Source organism: Enterobacter cloacae complex sp. 309I3 (assembly GCF_050031595.1).
Lineage (GTDB): Bacteria > Pseudomonadota > Gammaproteobacteria > Enterobacterales > Enterobacteriaceae > Enterobacter > Enterobacter cloacae.
The window spans coordinates 2,108,431-2,125,764 of record NZ_JBLGWI010000001.1 but is presented as its reverse complement, the minus strand read 5'-3'; the positions used below and the strand labels follow the sequence as shown (position 1 = coordinate 2,125,764).

Annotated in this window: 16 protein-coding genes; 13 read left to right on the top strand and 3 right to left on the bottom strand. The window is 56.4% G+C overall.

What is annotated here, in order from left to right:
* Positions 1–13: 13 nt before the first annotated feature.
* Positions 14–1,660: a class I fumarate hydratase FumA gene (gene fumA / locus ACQG22_RS10145; RefSeq protein ID WP_013096879.1), complete on the bottom strand. Its 1,647-nt coding sequence runs from the start codon at positions 1,658–1,660 to the stop codon at positions 14–16.
* Between the two features lie 199 nt (positions 1,661–1,859).
* Here fumA and manA point away from each other — a divergent pair, with 199 nt between their 5' ends.
* Together manA and ACQG22_RS10135 are read left to right on the top strand one after the other, a co-directional pair.
* On the top strand, positions 1,860–3,035 hold the full coding sequence (gene manA / locus ACQG22_RS10140; RefSeq protein WP_058661244.1) for a mannose-6-phosphate isomerase: 1,176 nt from the start codon (positions 1,860–1,862) through the stop codon (positions 3,033–3,035).
* A 98-nt stretch (positions 3,036–3,133) separates the two neighbouring features.
* Complete coding sequence (locus ACQG22_RS10135; protein ID WP_058661242.1) at positions 3,134–4,666, top strand: YdgA family protein; 1,533 nt, start codon at positions 3,134–3,136, stop codon at positions 4,664–4,666.
* A gap of 86 nt (positions 4,667–4,752) precedes the next feature.
* Here ACQG22_RS10135 and ACQG22_RS10130 read toward each other — a convergent pair whose 3' ends face one another.
* On the bottom strand, positions 4,753–5,781 hold the full coding sequence (locus ACQG22_RS10130; protein WP_029882782.1) for a Mal regulon transcriptional regulator MalI: 1,029 nt from the start codon (positions 5,779–5,781) through the stop codon (positions 4,753–4,755).
* A 178-nt stretch (positions 5,782–5,959) separates the two neighbouring features.
* On the opposite strand from ACQG22_RS10130, the gene malX reads away from it, so the two are divergent.
* The 3 genes from malX to add all read left to right on the top strand — a co-directional run bounded on the left by malX (position 5,960) and on the right by add (position 9,871).
* A complete protein-coding gene (gene malX, locus ACQG22_RS10125; RefSeq protein ID WP_020688287.1) occupies positions 5,960–7,552 on the top strand; it encodes a maltose/glucose-specific PTS transporter subunit IIBC in 1,593 nt (530 codons plus the stop codon).
* 48 nt (positions 7,553–7,600) lie between these two features.
* Positions 7,601–8,773: a MalY/PatB family protein gene (locus ACQG22_RS10120; protein WP_038980399.1), complete on the top strand. Its 1,173-nt coding sequence runs from the start codon at positions 7,601–7,603 to the stop codon at positions 8,771–8,773.
* A 96-nt stretch (positions 8,774–8,869) separates the two neighbouring features.
* Positions 8,870–9,871, top strand: a complete 1,002-nt coding sequence (add, locus tag ACQG22_RS10115) for an adenosine deaminase (RefSeq protein WP_013096893.1) — start codon at positions 8,870–8,872, stop codon at positions 9,869–9,871.
* Positions 9,872–9,915: 44 nt separating this feature from the next.
* Here the strand turns inward: add and ACQG22_RS10110 are convergent, their stop codons facing one another.
* Complete coding sequence (locus ACQG22_RS10110; RefSeq protein WP_048971248.1) at positions 9,916–10,956, bottom strand: oxidoreductase; 1,041 nt, start codon at positions 10,954–10,956, stop codon at positions 9,916–9,918.
* Between the two features lie 243 nt (positions 10,957–11,199).
* Between ACQG22_RS10110 and blr the strand changes: the two genes are divergently transcribed.
* The 8 genes from blr to rsxG all read left to right on the top strand — a co-directional run bounded on the left by blr (position 11,200) and on the right by rsxG (position 17,334).
* A complete protein-coding gene (gene blr / locus ACQG22_RS10105; RefSeq protein ID WP_168112406.1) occupies positions 11,200–11,325 on the top strand; it encodes a division septum protein Blr in 126 nt (41 codons plus the stop codon).
* 232 nt (positions 11,326–11,557) lie between these two features.
* Complete coding sequence (gene ydgT / locus ACQG22_RS10100) at positions 11,558–11,773, top strand: transcription modulator YdgT (RefSeq protein ID WP_013096896.1); 216 nt, start codon at positions 11,558–11,560, stop codon at positions 11,771–11,773.
* A gap of 87 nt (positions 11,774–11,860) precedes the next feature.
* Positions 11,861–12,301, top strand: a complete 441-nt coding sequence (locus tag ACQG22_RS10095) for a DUF2569 domain-containing protein (protein ID WP_013096897.1) — start codon at positions 11,861–11,863, stop codon at positions 12,299–12,301.
* A gap of 76 nt (positions 12,302–12,377) precedes the next feature.
* Positions 12,378–12,959: an electron transport complex subunit RsxA gene (gene rsxA, locus ACQG22_RS10090; RefSeq protein ID WP_013096898.1), complete on the top strand. Its 582-nt coding sequence runs from the start codon at positions 12,378–12,380 to the stop codon at positions 12,957–12,959.
* Complete coding sequence (gene rsxB / locus ACQG22_RS10085; RefSeq protein WP_369706623.1) at positions 12,959–13,537, top strand: electron transport complex subunit RsxB; 579 nt, start codon at positions 12,959–12,961, stop codon at positions 13,535–13,537. The genes rsxA and rsxB overlap by 1 nt, the downstream gene beginning before the upstream one ends.
* Positions 13,530–15,650 (top strand): electron transport complex subunit RsxC, encoded by a 2,121-nt coding sequence (gene rsxC, locus ACQG22_RS10080; protein WP_369706622.1) that lies wholly within the window; start codon positions 13,530–13,532, stop codon positions 15,648–15,650. Before rsxB ends, rsxC begins: the two co-directional genes overlap by 8 nt.
* Positions 15,651–16,703: an electron transport complex subunit RsxD gene (gene rsxD / locus ACQG22_RS10075; protein WP_369706621.1), complete on the top strand. Its 1,053-nt coding sequence runs from the start codon at positions 15,651–15,653 to the stop codon at positions 16,701–16,703.
* A gap of 10 nt (positions 16,704–16,713) precedes the next feature.
* Positions 16,714–17,334: an electron transport complex subunit RsxG gene (gene rsxG, locus ACQG22_RS10070; protein WP_047352548.1), complete on the top strand. Its 621-nt coding sequence runs from the start codon at positions 16,714–16,716 to the stop codon at positions 17,332–17,334.

Genomic DNA, 17,334 nt, shown 5'->3' with positions numbered 1-17,334 from the left:
CCGGCTTTTTAGCTTACTTCACACATGCCGAACACTGAGAGGACTGGATCTGCTTGAAGAAGTCATTGCCTTTGTCATCCACCAGGATAAACGCCGGGAAATCTTCCACTTCAATTTTCCAGATCGCTTCCATACCCAGTTCCGGGTATTCCACGCACTCCAGGCTCTTGATGCTGCCCTGCGCCAGTACGGCCGCCGGACCACCGATACTGCCCAGGTAGAACCCGCCGTGCTTGTGGCACGCATCCGTCACCTGCTGGCTGCGGTTGCCTTTCGCCAGCATGATCATGCTGCCGCCGTTGGCCTGGAGCTGGTCAACATAGGAGTCCATGCGGCCTGCGGTGGTTGGGCCTAATGAGCCGGAGGCATAACCCTCTGGCGTTTTCGCCGGGCCCGCGTAGTAGATCGGATGATCTTTGATGTACTGCGGCAACCCTTCGCCGTTGTCCAGGCGCTCTTTCAGCTTCGCATGGGCGATGTCGCGGCCGACGATGATCGTGCCGTTCAGGGAGAGACGCGTCGAGACCGGGTACTGAGACAGCTGCGCCAGAATCTCTTTCATCGGACGGTTCAGATCAACGCGAACCGCTTCACCTTCACCGGCTTTACGCAGCGCTTCCGGAATGTACTTACCCGGATTGTTCTCCAGTTTTTCGATCCACACGCCTTCACGGTTGATCTTCGCTTTGATGTTACGATCCGCCGAACATGAGACGCCCATACCCACCGGGCAGGATGCGCCGTGGCGCGGCAGACGGATCACACGCACGTCGTGAGCAAAGTATTTACCGCCGAACTGTGCGCCGAGCCCCAGATTACGCGCTTCTTCCAGCAGCTCCTGCTCAAGCTGAACATCGCGGAACGCCTGGCCGTGTTCGTTCCCTTCGGTTGGCAGGCCGTCGTAGTATTTAGTCGATGCCAGCTTCACGGTTTTCAGCGTCGCTTCCGCCGACGTGCCGCCAATGACAAAGGCGATATGGTATGGCGGGCAGGCTGCAGTCCCGAGGGTACGCATTTTTTCCACCAGGTAGTTCTTCAGCTTGCCCGGTGTGAGCAGCGCTTTCGTTTCCTGGTAGAGGTAGGTTTTGTTGGCTGAACCGCCGCCTTTCGCGATGCAAAGGAATTTGTACTCATCGCCGTCCACGCTATAGAGGTCAATTTGCGCAGGCAGGTTGGTGCCGGTGTTGACCTCTTTATACATATCCAGCGCCGCGTTTTGCGAGTAGCGCAGGTTGTCTTCGGTGTAAGTGTTGTAGACACCGTGCGCCAGCGCGGCTTCATCGCCGCCTCCGGTCCAGACACGCTGGCCTTTTTTACCCACGATGATGGCCGTACCGGTGTCCTGGCAGGTCGGCAGAATGCCTTTTGCCGCGATATCGGAGTTACGCAGGAACTGCAGCGCGACATACTTATCGTTTTCGCTGGCCTCCGGGTCGCTGAGAATATCAGCCACCTGCTGCTGATGCGCAGGACGGAGCATAAACGAGGCGTCGTGGAAGGCGTGCTGCGCCAGCAAGGTCAGCGCCTGCGGATCGACCTTGAGGATCTCCTGCCCTTCAAACTCAGAGACAGAGACGTGATCGCGGGTTAACAGGTAATATTCGGTCTGATCCTTACCGAGCGGGAAAGGATCCTGGTAATGAAAGGGTTTGTTCGACATTGTTCTCTCACTTACTGCGTCGGTCTGATTATTCAGGGCAGATGTTCCGCTGCCCGGCTTAAAAGCGAGTCAGCTTATCCTACACAATTTTTTAACAAAAACTGAGACTAGTACGACTTTTTACATCCGCAGGTTACTTCCATGTGGTTTATTGCTTTAATACCCGGAGTTTATTCCACATTTGAATCAGGGCTTGATAATGCAAAAACTCATCAACTCAGTGCAAAACTACGCCTGGGGAAGTAAAACTGCGTTAACGGAACTCTACGGTATCGCGAACCCGGACAACCTGCCGATGGCAGAACTGTGGATGGGCGCCCACCCGAAGAGCAGCTCAAAAGTTGAAGATGCCAGCGGCCAGGTGCGCGCGCTGCGCGACGTAATTGATGCCGATAAAGCCACGCTGCTGGGCAACAGCGTGGCCAGCCGTTTTGGCGAGCTGCCGTTCCTGTTTAAGGTGCTGTGTGCCGATCAACCTCTCTCCATCCAGGTTCACCCGAACAAGAAAGCCTCTGAAATTGGCTTTGCAAAAGAGAATGCGGCCGGTATCCCGTTAGATGCCGCCGAGCGTAACTATAAAGATCCGAACCACAAGCCGGAGCTGGTCTTTGCGCTGACCCCTTTCCTGGCGATGAACGCGTTTCGCGAGTTCTCCGAGATCATCTCTCTGCTGCAGCCGGTCGCAGGAGCGCATAACGCTATCGCACATTTCCTGGCAAATCCGAACGCGGAAAGCCTGAGCCAGCTGTTCGCCAGCCTGCTCAACATGCAGGGCGACGAGCAATCCCACGCCCTGGCGGTGCTGAAAGCGGCGCTGGACGGCCAGCAGGGCGAACCATGGGACACCATCCGTCTGATTTCTGCGTTTTACCCGGACGACAGCGGCCTGTTCTCCCCGCTGCTGCTGAACGTGGTGAAGCTAAACCCGGGCGAAGCCATGTTCCTGTTCGCAGAAACGCCGCATGCCTATCTGCAGGGTGTGGCGCTGGAGGTAATGGCCAACTCGGACAACGTGCTGCGCGCGGGTCTGACGCCGAAATATATCGACATCCCTGAACTGGTGGCTAACGTGAAGTTTGTGGCAAAACCTGCTGCCGAGCTGCTTACTCAGCCCGTCAAAAATGGCGCAGAGCTGGACTTCCCTATTCCGGTTGACGATTTTGCTTTCTCCCTGCACGACCTCAGCCAGACCGAAACGACCATCGCGCAGGAGAGCGCGGCGATCCTGTTCTGCGTTGAGGGTGAAGCGACACTGCATAAAGGCGAACAGCGTCTGGTGCTTAAGCCGGGTGAGTCAGCATTCGTTGCTGCTAATGAGTCCCCGGTCAGCGTAAGCGGTACCGGTCGCCTGGCGCGCGTATTTAATAAGCTTTAGACAATACTGAATTTTTTAACAACTCTTGCTAAGCTAGTGGCAGGCTTTATATCTCCGGGCGGTTTCTACCGCCTGGTTTCATTTTAGGGATAGTCGCAATGAAAAAATCGGTCGTAGCGGTAGGCGTGATTGTAGCGTTAGGCGTAGTCTGGACGGGAGCATCCTGGTTTACCGGGAAGCAGCTGGAGAGCCGTCTGGCTGAGATGGTGGCACAGGCTAACAGCCAAATTAAGCGTGGCGCACCGGAAGCGGGTGTAGAGCTGAGCTATCAGAATTATGAGCGCGGGGTATTCACCAGCCATATGCAGCTTGTGGTGAAGCCCGTTGCCGGAAATGAAAATGGCTGGCTGAAGCCGGGCCAGACGGTGGTGCTGGATGAGGTGGTAAGTCACGGTCCGTTCCCGCTGGCGCAGCTGAAGTCCTTTAATCTGATCCCATCAATGGCGTCCGTTCACACCGTGCTGGTGAATAACGACTTAACTAAGCCGCTGTTCGAACTGGCAAAAAATGAATCACCTTTCGCGGTTGATACCCGCATCAGCTATGCCGGTGACACCCGCTCGAATATCGCGCTGAAGGCGCTGAACTACGAGAAAGAGAACGAGAAAGTCACCTTCAGCGGTGGCAACTTCACCGTAGATGCTGACCGCGAAGGGAACGTGCTCTCCCTGACAGGGGAAGCGCAAAGCGGTCTGGTCAACGCCGTTAACGAATACGATCAGAAGGTACAGATTACCTTCAACAATTTGAAAGCAGACGGCAACAGCCGCATGACCGACTTCAAAGAGCGTATCGGCGATCAGAAACTCACGATTGATAAGATTGCCATTGCGATTGAAGGTAAAGAGATGGCCGTGCTGGAAGGCATGGACGTTGATGGTAAATCGGATGTCTCCAAAGACGGTAAGAGCATCAATACTCAGCTGGATTACACCCTGCAGAGCCTGAAAGTGCAGAATCAGGACCTGGGTACCGGCAAGCTTTCGCTGAAGATCGGCAATATTGACGGTCAGGCGTGGCATGAATTCAGCCAGAAATACAGCAAAGAGAGCCAGGCGCTGCTGACCGATGCCGCGCTGCAGCAGAACCCGGAAGTGTATCAGCAGCAGGCGATGGCCGTGCTGTTCAACAACCTGCCTATCCTGCTCAAAGGTGAACCGGTGATCACCGTCGCTCCGCTGAGCTGGAAAAACAGCAAAGGCGAAACCAGCTTTAACCTGTCTCTGTTCCTGAAAGATCCGGCAACCGCAACGGGCGAACCGCAAACGCTGGCCCAGGAAGTGGATCGCAGCGTGAAGTCTCTGGACAGCAAGCTGACGATCCCAATGGACATGGCAACCGAGTTTATGACTCAGATTGCGAAGCTTGAAGGGTACGGCGATGACGATGCCGGTAAGCTGGCAAACCAGCAGGTGAAAGGCCTGGCGGCGATGGGCCAGATGTTCCGTATCACGAAGGTGGACGACAACACGATTTCCACCAGCCTGCAATATGCCAACGGCCAGGTGACGCTCAACGGTGACAAAATGCCGCTGGAGGACTTTGTCGGCATGTTTGGTATGCCTGCCCTGGGCATGCCGGAACCGGCTGAACCAGCAGCGCCAGCCGAACCTGCGGCGCCACAGCAGTAAACGACAAAACCCCTCGCATGAGGGGTTTTTTATTGCCGGGGGGCGGCGATGCCTTATCTGGCCTACGCTCCGCAACGTGCTCTGGGTTATTTCACCGTGACTAACCGCGCCGCCACAATCTGGTGCCCGGCCTGCACGTCTGTTTTTTCGATGCGCTGCATGATCCTGTCCGCCAGCGTGTAGCCCATCTCCCGTGCGGGCGTGGTGGCCCAGACGATGGGCAGATCGTCCAGCGCATTTTCGCCAACGTCGGCAAATGCCCCTAACGCCACCTGATGGCCGAAGAAGGTTTCAACACCCCCCTCACCGCTCTGACGCCCGGCGCGGATCAGACCAAACCAGGCCCCCATCGCAATCACATCGTTATAGCAAATCACGGCGCTTATCGTCGGACTGCTGCTTAACAGTGCACCGATCGCTTCTGCGGCTTTTTTCTGACTGGATTCACACTCTACCACCCACTCGCTGTGGAACGGTAAACCGTATTTAATCAGCGTCGCGCAATAACCGCCCACCCGTTCGGCGCGGGTCAGCGACGAGCTTTTTCCGCCGAGCCAGGCAATCCGCTGATGCCCGCGACGAATAAGATGCTCGGTCAACATTTGAGCCGCCTGCATGTTGTCTGGCCGCAGGGTATCGGCTTCATCCAGATAACTGGCGCGCGACGCAAAGACCAGCGGCACCCCTTTAGCGGCCGCGCGCTCGCATAATTCACTACTCACGCCCGACGCTCCGGCAACAATCACACCGTCAACGCCCTGGGTGAGCAGCATGTCGAGCCGGGAAAGAAGCTGGTCCGGCTCGCGTCCACCGTGGAGCAGAAACACCATTCGTCCCTGCGCCTCCAGCGCTTCGGTTAACCCGGCGGTCAGTTCGGCGTAAAAGGGTGAAGTCAGGTCACGCACGATCAGGCCAATCACGCCGCTTTGTCCCCCGCGCAGGGCCGACGCCTGACGGTTACGCACAAAACCCAGTTGTTCAACGGCGTCGTTAACCCGCTGACCGGTCGCGGGAGAGATGCGCCCTTTTCCACTCAGGACCAGTGAAACGGTGCTGACGGAAACCCCCGCCGCCAGCGCGACATCGTTGATGGTGATCTTTTTCGCTACAGCCATGTGTTGGCGTGACTCCCTGATAATGAGATCGGTAAAACGTTTTATCAATACGTTATCTTTATACTACCAGTGAAAGGCTGAGAATGTGATTCAGCGCGCACTAAACTTTGATAAAACGTTTTATCTTCTCGCAGCATTGAAGCAGACAAACTGATTTTAACAATAAAGGAGTCGTTTTATGACGGCGAAAACAGCACAAAAAATATCGCTGTGGGAATTTTTCCAGCAACTGGGTAAAACCTTTATGCTGCCCGTGGCGCTTCTCTCGTTCTGCGGGATCATGCTCGGGATCGGCAGCTCGCTCAGCAGTAAGGACGTCATTACGCTGATCCCGTTCCTCGGTACCCCTGTGCTGCAGGCGATCTTTATCTGGATGAGTAAGGTCGGCTCCTTTGCCTTCAGTTTCCTGCCCGTGATGTTCTGTATCGCCATCCCGCTGGGCCTGGCGCGTGAGAATAAAGGCGTGGCGGCGTTCGCCGGTTTTGTGGGCTACGCGGTGATGAACCTTGCGGTGAACTTCTGGCTGACCGCCAAAGGCATCCTGCCCACTACCGATGCTGCGGTGCTGAAAGCCAACAACATTCAGAGCGTGATTGGTATTCAGTCCATCGACACCGGGATCCTCGGCGCGGTGATCGCGGGGGTCATTATCTGGATGCTGCATGAGCGCTTCCACAATATCCGCCTCCCCGATGCCCTGGCTTTCTTCGGCGGCACCCGCTTCGTGCCAATTATTACTCTCGTGGTCATGGGGCTGTTTGGTCTGGTCATCCCGCTGATCTGGCCGGTCTTTGCGCTCGGTATCAACGGTATTGGCCGTATCATTAACGGCGCGGGCGATTTCGGCCCGATGATCTTCGGTACCGGCGAACGTCTGCTGCTGCCGTTTGGCCTGCAACATATTCTGGTGGCGCTGATTCGCTTCACCGAAGCAGGCGGCACCATGGAAGTGTGCGGTCATGATGTAAGCGGTGCGCTGACCATCTTCCAGGCGCAGCTGAGCTGCCCAACCACTCATGGCTTCTCTGAGAGTGCGACCCGCTTCCTGTCACAGGGTAAAATGCCGGCCTTCCTCGGCGGTCTGCCAGGCGCGGCGCTGGCGATGTACCACTGCGCTCGACCGGAAAATCGTCACAAAATTAAAGGGCTGTTGATTTCCGGGGTAATCGCCTGCGTTGTAGGCGGTACGACTGAGCCTATCGAATTCCTGTTCCTGTTTGTCGCGCCGGTGCTGTATCTCATCCACGCGGTGCTGACCGGTCTGGGCTTTACCGTGATGGCGGTGCTGGGCGTCACCATCGGTAACACCGACGGCAACGTAATTGATTTCGTGGTGTTCGGCATCCTGCATGGTTTGTCCACCAAGTGGTATCTGGTACCGGTCGTGGCGGCGATCTGGTTCGTGGTGTACTACGGTATCTTCCGCTTCGCCATTACCCGCTTTAACCTGAAAACGCCAGGCCGCGATGCCGAAACCGCCACCAGCGTGGAACAGGCCGTTGCCGGTACAGTGGGTAAATCGGGTTATAACACGCCGGCAATTCTGGCGGCGCTGGGCGGTGCGGATAACATTACCTCTCTGGATAACTGCATTACCCGTCTGCGTCTGTCGGTGGCGGATATGTCGAAAGTGGATACCAATGCCCTGAAAGCCAACCGGGCAATCGGCGTGGTACAGTTGAATCAACACAATTTGCAGGTGGTTATCGGCCCGCAGGTGCAGTCGGTCAAAGATGAGCTGGCCACCCTGATGCGCACAGTCGAAGCCTGATGCCTCACCCCCTCACGCTGAGGGGGTTTTACTTTAAGGACATACGTCATGTTTGATTTCTCGACCGTTGTCGATCGCCACGGCACCTGGTGTACACAGTGGGATTATGTTGCCGACCGTTTTGGTGCCGCCGACCTGCTGCCCTTTACGATCTCTGATATGGATTTCGCCACCGCCCCCTGCATTATCGATGCGCTACATCAACGTATTGATCACCGCGTGTTTGGCTACAGCCGCTGGAAAAACGAAGAATTCCTGGCCGCGGTGGCGCACTGGTTCCAGCAACGTTTTAACAGCCGGATTGATACTGAAACCGTTGTTTATGGCCCTTCCGTGATCTATATGGTCTCTGAGCTGATTCGCCTGTGGTCGATGCCGGGAGATGGTGTGGTGGTGCATACCCCGGCTTATGACGCGTTTTATAAAGCCATTGAAGGCAATGCGCGCCGCGTGGTGCCAGTGGCGATGGAGAAACAGGCGACGGGCTGGCAGGGAAATATGGCCGCGCTTGAGGCCGCCCTGGCGAAACCGGAAAACAAAATATTGCTGCTGTGCAGCCCGCAAAACCCGACCGGCAAGGTCTGGACGCAGGAGGAGCTGGCGCAGATGGCTGAACTGTGCGCGCGCTATGACGTGGCGGTGATAAGCGATGAAATTCATATGGACATGGTATGGGGAGAACATCGCCACACGCCATGGAACAGGGTCGCGCGCGGTAAATGGGCACTGCTGACCTCAGGCTCCAAGAGCTTTAATATCCCGGCACTGACCGGCGCATATGGGTTAATAGGCGATGAGGAGAGCCGTAATGCGTATCTGAGCGCGCTAAAAGGCCGTGACGGCCTCTCCTCTCCCTCCGTGCTGGCACTGACGGCGCATATTGCCGCCTATCAGCAGGGTGAGCCGTGGCTTGCCGCGCTGCGCGACTATCTGGAAGAGAACCTGAAATTTATCGCACGTGAAATGAACAGCGCTTTTCCGGTACTAAACTGGACGCCACCCGAGGCGACCTATCTCGCCTGGATTGACCTGCGCCCGTTAAATATTGACGATCGCGCCCTGCAAAACGTACTGATTGAGCAGCAAAAAGTCGCCATCATGCCGGGATATACCTACGGAAACGAAGGCATCGGTTTTATCCGCCTGAATGCCGGCTGCCCGCGCAGCAAGCTGAAACAAGGGGTGCAGCGGCTGATTGCGGGTATCAACACGCTCCTGTAGTTTGTTTGCGCAACGGAATATTCCCTTGCGCAAATAGCTTTTTACCTCGTTTTGTTTTTATAATGTGGCGCACTTTAACCAGAAAAGAGTGCGACCATGATTGATACACGCCTGCCTTTAACAGATATTCATCGTCACCTTGACGGTAACATTCGTGCCCAAACCATCCTCGATCTTGGCCGCCAGTACAATTTAACGCTCCCTGCTCAATCGCTTGAAACCCTGATCCCGCACGTTCAGGTCACCTCTAATGAACCGGATCTGGTCAGTTTTTTGAGCAAACTCGACTGGGGCGTAAAGATGCTGGCCTCACTGGATGCCTGTCGCCGTGTCGCTTTTGAGAACATCGAAGATGCCGCCCGTAACGGCCTGCACTATGTCGAACTGCGCTTTTCGCCAGGCTATATGGCGATGACCCACAGCCTGCCCGTTGCAGGCGTGGTTGAAGCCGTTATTGAAGGTGTCCGTGAAGGGTGCAAAGCCTTCGATGTGCAGGCCCGTTTGATTGGCATCATGAGCCGTACCTTCGGCGAAGCGGCCTGTCTGCAGGAACTGGAAGCGCTGCTGGCGCATCGTGACGCGATCACCGCAGTCGACCTGGCCGGGGATGAACTGGGCTTCCCGGGCAGCCTGTTCCTGTCACATTTCAACCGCGCACGTGATGCCGGCTGGCATGTAACCGTTCACGCCGGTGAAGCGGCGGGGCCGGAGAGCATCTGGCAGGCCATCCGTGAACTGGGTGCCGAGCGTATCGGTCACGGTGTAAAAGCGGTGGAAGATCGCGCCCTGATGGACTTCCTGGCCGAGCAACGTATCGGGATTGAATCCTGCCTGACCTCCAATATTCAGACCAGCACCGTGCCCGCGCTGGATAAGCACCCGCTGAAAACCTTCCTTGAGCACGGCGTGCTGGCCTCGCTGAATACCGATGACCCGGCGGTACAGGGCGTGGACATTATCCACGAGTACACTGTCGCCGCACCGCAGGCGGGCCTGAGCCGCGAACAGATCCGCCAGGCGCAGATTAATGGGCTGGAGATGGCCTTCCTCACGCCGGAAGAGAAGCAGGCGCTTCGGGATAAGGTGGCAAACGCGTAACCCCTTTGCCGGGTGGCGGCTACGCCCTACCCGGCCAACAACACTTATGCCAGACAGAGCGTGGCGCGATGTTTGGCAGATTCAATGCCCAGTTCAATCAACTCCATGATCTGAATCGCCTGACTGGCTGGTACCGGGTTTTCCCCCGTGCCGTTCAGCGCATCACGCACGGCCGCATAATATGCCGGGTAGTTCCCCGGGCTCGTCAGCATGGTTTCTTCTACCAGCGTCTCCCCCTCCACTTTGGTCACTACCCCGTCTCGCATATCATATCCCCAGTCTTCCTGAGGCAAACGCTCGCCGTTTTTCAGCCGGTCTTCCTGCGGATCCAGACCAAACTTCACATAGCTCCCCCGCGTGCCGTGAATGATATAACGCGCAGATTCCGCAGCCGCAACCATCGTTCCGTGCAGCACTATCCGCCGTTGCGGGTAGCTCAGGATGGCATGAAAATAATCGGTCGTTTGCGCGCCGGGTCTGAGCTGGGCCAGATCGACCGTCATACTCACCGGCAGGCCAAACAGATTCACGGCCTGGTCGAGCAGGTGTGGGGCTAAATCGTACCAGATGCCGCTGCCTGGCCCGGCTTGCTCACGCCAGCGGTTTCGCACCTGCGGCCGGAAACGATCAAAATGCGATTCAAAGAAGGTTATCTCCCCGAGCGTTCCCTCGCTGAGCAGCGCTTTTACCGTGAGAAAATCGCTGTCCCAGCGGCGGTTATGAAACACCGACAGCAATCTGCCAAGGCTTTTCGCCAGCGCGTCCAGCTCGCGTGCCTGAGACAACGTCACGGTAAAGGGTTTATCGACGACGACATGCTTACCTGCTTCCAGCGCCGCCTTCGCCAGCGGGAAATGGGTGTCGTTCGGCGTGGGGATCACAATTAAATCGATATTCGGATCATTGAAAAGGTGCTTAGGCTCAGAGACAACCGGAACGGTGGGCCAGTCGGCATGCACCTTGGTGGCATCGCTGCTCGACACCGCCGCCAGCGCCATTCCCGGCGTACCGGCAATTAACGGCGCATGGAATGTTTTGCTCGCATACCCGTAACCAATAAGCCCGACACGGATGCTATCACTCATAGTGTTGCCCTCTCCTGTGATGTTCTTATTTCACACTGGCTAACCTGGCCTCATGACAGATTAAGCATGTGCCATATGACTTAAAATAGCATCCTGCTCCGGTTGTTTTTGTTATATGGGGTTAACCCGCTGATTGTGCTTAAGGGAACCGTTCCCAAAGCACTTGCTGTCTCCCCCCTGGCGCTGTAACATTTGCAACCGGTATTTATGGATAAATTACAAACACGAATTATGACGTCAATTATTAATCGAATCATTGAATTAGCGGGATGGATTGTTCTTGGGGTATCGGTCATTTTGCTTGGCGTTGCCAGCCACATCGATAACTACCAACCGCCGGAGCCTGTCACTGTCGCCCAACCTAAGTAACCGGTTACGGTAATAAAGAGTGACATAATATGTCAGTTACTTATTGCCACTCCCGGTGAACACGGTTAACCTTCTCTTCCAGGCATCATCTGATGCCTGAATCTTTCGCAAAGAAAACTCCTAATTTAGTCGCGTTACCTGAGTGGGCAGTTTACGTCTTTATTAATCCGTTTATTATTCAAACGAATTACCTTAACGGGTATGACTCACTTTTATATGGAAACTTATTAATATGACAGTTCAGGACTATTTATTAAAATTTCGCAAGATCAATTCCCTTGAGAGCCTGGAAAAACTGTTTGACCACCTGAACTACACGCTGTCGGATAATCAGGACATCATCAATATGTATCGTGCAGCGGATCATCGCCGTGCGGAGCTGGTCTCCGGTGGCCGTTTGTTTAACGTCGGCGAAGTGCCTAAGTCCGTATGGCGTTACGTTTTATAAGAAAGTAGCCATCCGCGCGAAATGTTATATACTCTCCGCCCTGCAAACTGGCTGTACAACATTTCGCGCAGATTTATGGGAGAGTTCATGACCGCAACGCCTGGAGAAAGAATTGGAGGCTGGTTAATCGCCCCACTGGCATGGCTGCTGGTTGCCTTATTAAGCGCATCACTTGCGCTGCTGCTTTATACCACCGCGCTGGTTACCCCTCATGCAATCCAGACCCTGATGTCGCAAAGTGTGCTGAATATTACGCTGTGGTTCGTGTCATTCGTCTTCGCCATAGGCATGTGGTACTACACGCTGTGGCTAACCATTGCGTTCTTTAAACGCCGCAAAAATGTGCCTAAGCACTACATCATCTGGCTGCTCGTTTCCGTACTGCTGGCGGTGAAAGCCTTTGCTTTTTCACCGGTTTCGGATGCGCTGGCCGTTCGTCAGCTGCTTTTCCCGTTACTGGCGGCGGCGCTTCTGGTGCCCTATTTCAAGCGTTCGACGCGGGTGAAGAACACCTTCGTGAATCCGTAATAACCTTACAGATAACCTGTTGTCGCCTGTTGTGGTTTATCCGATAATAGGCGGCTTTTTTATTTCAGGCTGAATAATGACCGATTACTTACTGCTCTTTGTCGGCACAGTGCTGGTTAACAACTTCGTTCTGGTGAAGTTTCTTGGCCTGTGTCCGTTTATGGGCGTGTCCAAAAAGCTGGAAACGGCAATGGGCATGGGGCTGGCAACCACCTTCGTGATGACGATGGCGTCCATCTGCGCCTGGTTGATTGATACCTGGATCCTCATCCCGCTGGGTTTAGTCTATCTCCGTACGCTGGCCTTTATTCTGGTCATTGCCGTAGTGGTGCAATTTACCGAAATGGTGGTGCGTAAAACCAGCCCGGCGCTCTATCGCCTGCTGGGTATCTTTCTGCCGTTGATCACCACCAACTGTGCCGTTCTTGGCGTAGCGCTGTTGAACATTAATCTCGGGCATAATTTCATGCAGTCGGCGCTGTACGGTTTTTCTGCCGCCGTCGGTTTCTCGCTGGTGATGGTGCTGTTTGCCTCTATTCGTGAGCGCCTCGCCGCAGCGGATATCCCTGCGCCCTTTCGCGGAAACGCGATTGCGCTGGTGACCGCAGGTTTAATGTCTCTGGCCTTTATGGGCTTTAGTGGTCTGGTGAAGTTGTAATGAATACCATCTGGATTGCCATCGTCTCCATCAGCGTGCTGGGGTTGGTGTTTGGCCTGATTCTGGGTTACGCCTCCCGCCGATTCGCGGTAGAGGACGATCCTATTGTTGAAAAAATCGATGAGCTTTTACCGCAAAGCCAGTGTGGGCAGTGCGGCTATCCTGGCTGTCGTCCCTATGCAGAAGCCGTGGGTATTCAGGGTGAGAAAATCAACCGCTGTGCGCCAGGTGGCGAAGCGGTAATGCTGAAAATTGCAGCGCTGCTAAACGTCGACCCGCAACCCATTGATGGCGATGCGCAGGTGCAGGAGCCCGTGCGTGCCCTCGCGGTGATTGACGAAGCGAACTGCATTGGCTGCACCAAGTGTATTCAGGCATGCCCTGTCGACGCCATTGTTGGCGCCACCCGCGCCATGCACACCGTTGTGGCGGATCTGTGCACCGGCTGTAACCTCTGCGTGGCACCCTGCCCGACGCAATGTATTGAGTTGCGCCCGGTTGAAACGACTACCGAAAGCTGGAAGTGGGATCTTCAAACCATTCCGGTTCGCAATATTCCTGTGGAACAACATGCTTAAGTTATTTTCTGCTTTCAGAAAAGAGAAGATTTGGGACTTTGACGGCGGGATCCATCCGCCAGAGATGAAAACCCAGTCCAGCGGCACGCCGCTGCGTCAAATTCCGCTGGCGACCCGTTTCGTCATGCCGCTGAAGCAGCACATTGGCGCTGAGGGTGAGTTGTGCGTTAAAGAAGGCGATACCGTCCTTCGCGGCCAGCCATTGACCTTTGGTCGTGGGCGTATGCTGCCGATCCACGCCCCGACATCCGGTAAAGTGGTGGCGATTACCCCTCACACCGTTGCACATCCGTCAGCCCTCTCCGAACTGAGCGTCATTATTGAAGCCGACGGCGAAGACCGCTGGATCGAACGTGATGGCTGGAGCGACTACCGCGCCCGCAGCCGGGAAGCGCTTATCGACCGTATTCATCAGTTCGGCGTTGCCGGGCTGGGTGGCGCAGGGTTCCCGACCGGCGTCAAACTGCGCGGTGGCGGCGATAAAATTCAGACCCTGATTATCAACGCCGCCGAATGCGAACCCTATATCACCGCCGATGACCGCCTGATGCAGGACTGCGCCGCGCAGGTCGTGGAGGGGATCCGTATCCTCGCCCATGTGCTGCAGCCTCGTGAAGTGCTAATTGGCATTGAGGATAACAAACCGCAGGCCATTTCCATGCTGCGCGCGGTGCTCGCCGGTAGCCACGATATCAGCCTGCGCGTCATTCCGACCAAGTACCCGTCGGGCGGGGCAAAACAGCTGACGCAAATACTCACCGGAAAGCAGGTTCCCCACGGCGGCCGCTCGTCGGATATTGGCGTGCTGATGCAAAACGTGGGTACCGCCTACGCCGTGAAACGCGCGGTGATTGACGGTGAACCCCTGACCGAACGCGTGGTGACGCTGACGGGCGAGTCAGTGTCTCGTCCGGGGAACGTCTGGGCGCGTCTGGGCACGCCGGTTCGTCATCTTCTGGAGCAGGCCGGATTCTGTCCCGGCAGCGATCAGATGGTGATCATGGGCGGTCCATTGATGGGCTTTACCTTGCCGTGGCTGGACGTTCCGGTCGTAAAAATCACTAACTGCCTGCTCGCCCCCTCCCCCACCGAAATGGGTGAAGAGCAGGAAGAGAAAGGCTGCATCCGCTGCAGCGCCTGCGCCGATGCCTGCCCGGCCGATCTGCTTCCACAGCAGTTGTACTGGTACAGCAAAGGTCAGCTGCACGATAAAGCACAAGCGCATAATCTGGCTGACTGCATCGAATGCGGCGCGTGCGCCTGGGTCTGCCCTAGCAACATTCCGCTGGTGCAGTACTTCCGTCAGGAGAAGGCCGAGATTTATGCCATCTCGATGGAAGAAAAACGCGCTGCCGAAGCGAAAGCCCGCTTTGAAGCCCGCCAGGCTCGTCTGGAGCGTGAAAAACTGGCCCGTCAGGAGCGTCATAAGCAGGCTGCCGTTCAGCCAGGCGAGAAAGATCAGGATGCCATTAACGCGGCGCTGGCTCGCGTGCGCGAGAAAAAAGCGACCGCAGCGCAACCTGTGGTGATCTCCGCCGGTGAGAAGCCAGATAACAGCGAAGCCATTGCCGCACGTGAAGCGCGTAAGGCCGCGGCACGCGCGCGTCAGGCGGAAAAAGCGCAAACAGGGCAATCGGAAGAAACCCGTGTCGATCCGCGTAAAGCGGCCGTTGAAGCGGCCATCGCCCGCGCCAAAGCACGGAAAGAGGGAGAGCAGCAGGTGGTCGTTGAGCAAGAGGCCGCAGACCCGCGCAAAGCCGCCGTTGAAGCCGCGATAGCCCGCGCTAAAGCGCGGAAAGCGGCGCAGCAACCGCAACCGGCCACAGAAGAGGCGCCGGTCGATCCGCGTAAAGCGGCTGTCGAAGCGGCCATCGCCCGGGCCAAAGCACGGAAAGCGGCGCAGCAACCACAACCAGCTGCAGAAGAGGCACCAGTCGACCCGCGCAAAGCCGCTGTCGAAGCAGCCATCGCCCGCGCCAAAGCACGGAAAGCGGCTCAGCAGGAAGTACAACAGCCTGCCGCGAACGACGATCCACGCAAAGCCGCCGTCGCCGCCGCGATTGCACGCGTTCAGGCGAAGAAAGCCGCACAGCAAGCAGTTAACGAGGATTAAATGGTTTTCAGAATCGCAAGTTCCCCTTACACCCATAACCAGCGCCAGACGTCGCGCATTATGATGCTGGTCTGCCTGGCCGCGCTGCCGGGTATTGCCGTTCAGTTCTGGTTTTTCGGCTGGGGAACCCTGTTCCAGTTAGTGCTGGGCTGTGCCAGCGCCGTAGCGGCCGAAGCGCTGGTGCTGAAGCTGCGTAAGATGAACATCTCCCGTATTCTCAGCGATAACTCCGCCCTGCTGACGGGCCTGCTGCTGGCCATCAGTATTCCGCCGTGTGCGCCGTGGTGGATGATCGTGCTCGGTACGGTGTTTGCGGTGATTATTGCCAAACAGCTGTACGGTGGGCTGGGCCACAATCCCTTTAACCCGGCGATGGTCGGCTACGTGGTACTGCTTATCTCCTTCCCGGTACAAATGACCAGCTGGCTGCCGCCGCACGATATCGCCGCCACGGTGCCGGGTTTTATGGATGCCCTTCAGGTGATCTTTTCCGGCCATACGGCGTCCGGTGCCGATATGAATGCGTTGCGTATGGGTGTGGATGGTGTCAGCCAGGCTACACCACTCGATACGTTTAAAACGTCCCTGCGTGCCGGGCACAGCGTTGAGCAAATCATGCAATCAGCCATTTACAGCGGCGTGCTGGCCGGTGCTGGCTGGCAGTGGGTTAACCTGGCATATCTGTTGGGCGGCCTGTTCCTGCTGCAGCAGAAAGCGATCCGCTGGCATATTCCGGTGAGCTTCCTGGTCACGCTCGCGGTCTGCTCCACGCTGGGCTGGCTCTTCTCTCCTGAATCCCTGGCGAGCCCGCAGATGCATCTGCTCTCTGGCGCCACCATGCTGGGCGCGTTCTTTATTCTGACCGATCCGGTGACCGCCTCGACCACCAATCGCGGTCGTCTGATCTTCGGTGCGCTGGCCGGTCTGCTGGTGTGGCTGATCCGCAGTTTCGGCGGATACCCGGATGGCGTAGCGTTCGCCGTCCTGCTTGCCAACATCACCGTTCCGCTCATTGACTACTACACGCGCCCGCGCGTGTACGGCCATCGGTAAGGGTTTCGCGATGCTGAAAACAATGCAAAAACATGGCGTCACGCTGGCCATTTTCGCTGCTGTCCTCACCGGGATGACGGCACTGGTGAACGAACTGACCAAAACGACCATTGATGAACAGGCCGCGAAGCAGCAACGCGCGCTGTTCGATCAGGTGATGCCGTCTGATTTCTACGATAATGACCTGCAGAAAAGCTGTTTCGTGGTACAGGCGCCGCAGTTAGGTAAAGGCCCGCATCGTCTCTATATCGCCCGTAGAGGCGATAACGCGGTGGGCGTGGTGATGGAGGCCACGGCACCAGACGGGTATTCCGGTGCCATTCAGCTACTTGTGGGTACCGATTTTTCCGGTACCGTGTTGGGTACCCGCGTGACTCAACACCACGAAACGCCGGGCCTTGGGGATAAAATTGAGACACGCCTGAGCGACTGGATTTTGCATTTTGCCGGTAAGGTGATCCACGGCGAAGCGGACCCGGCGTTTGCCGTCAAGAAAGATGGCGGCGAGTTTGACCAGTTCACCGGGGCCACCATTACGCCGCGTGCCGTCGTGAATGCCGTAAAACGTGCCGGGTTGTATGCAGAAACGCTGCCTGCGCAGATTAACAATCTTCCAGCCTGTGAGGAGTGA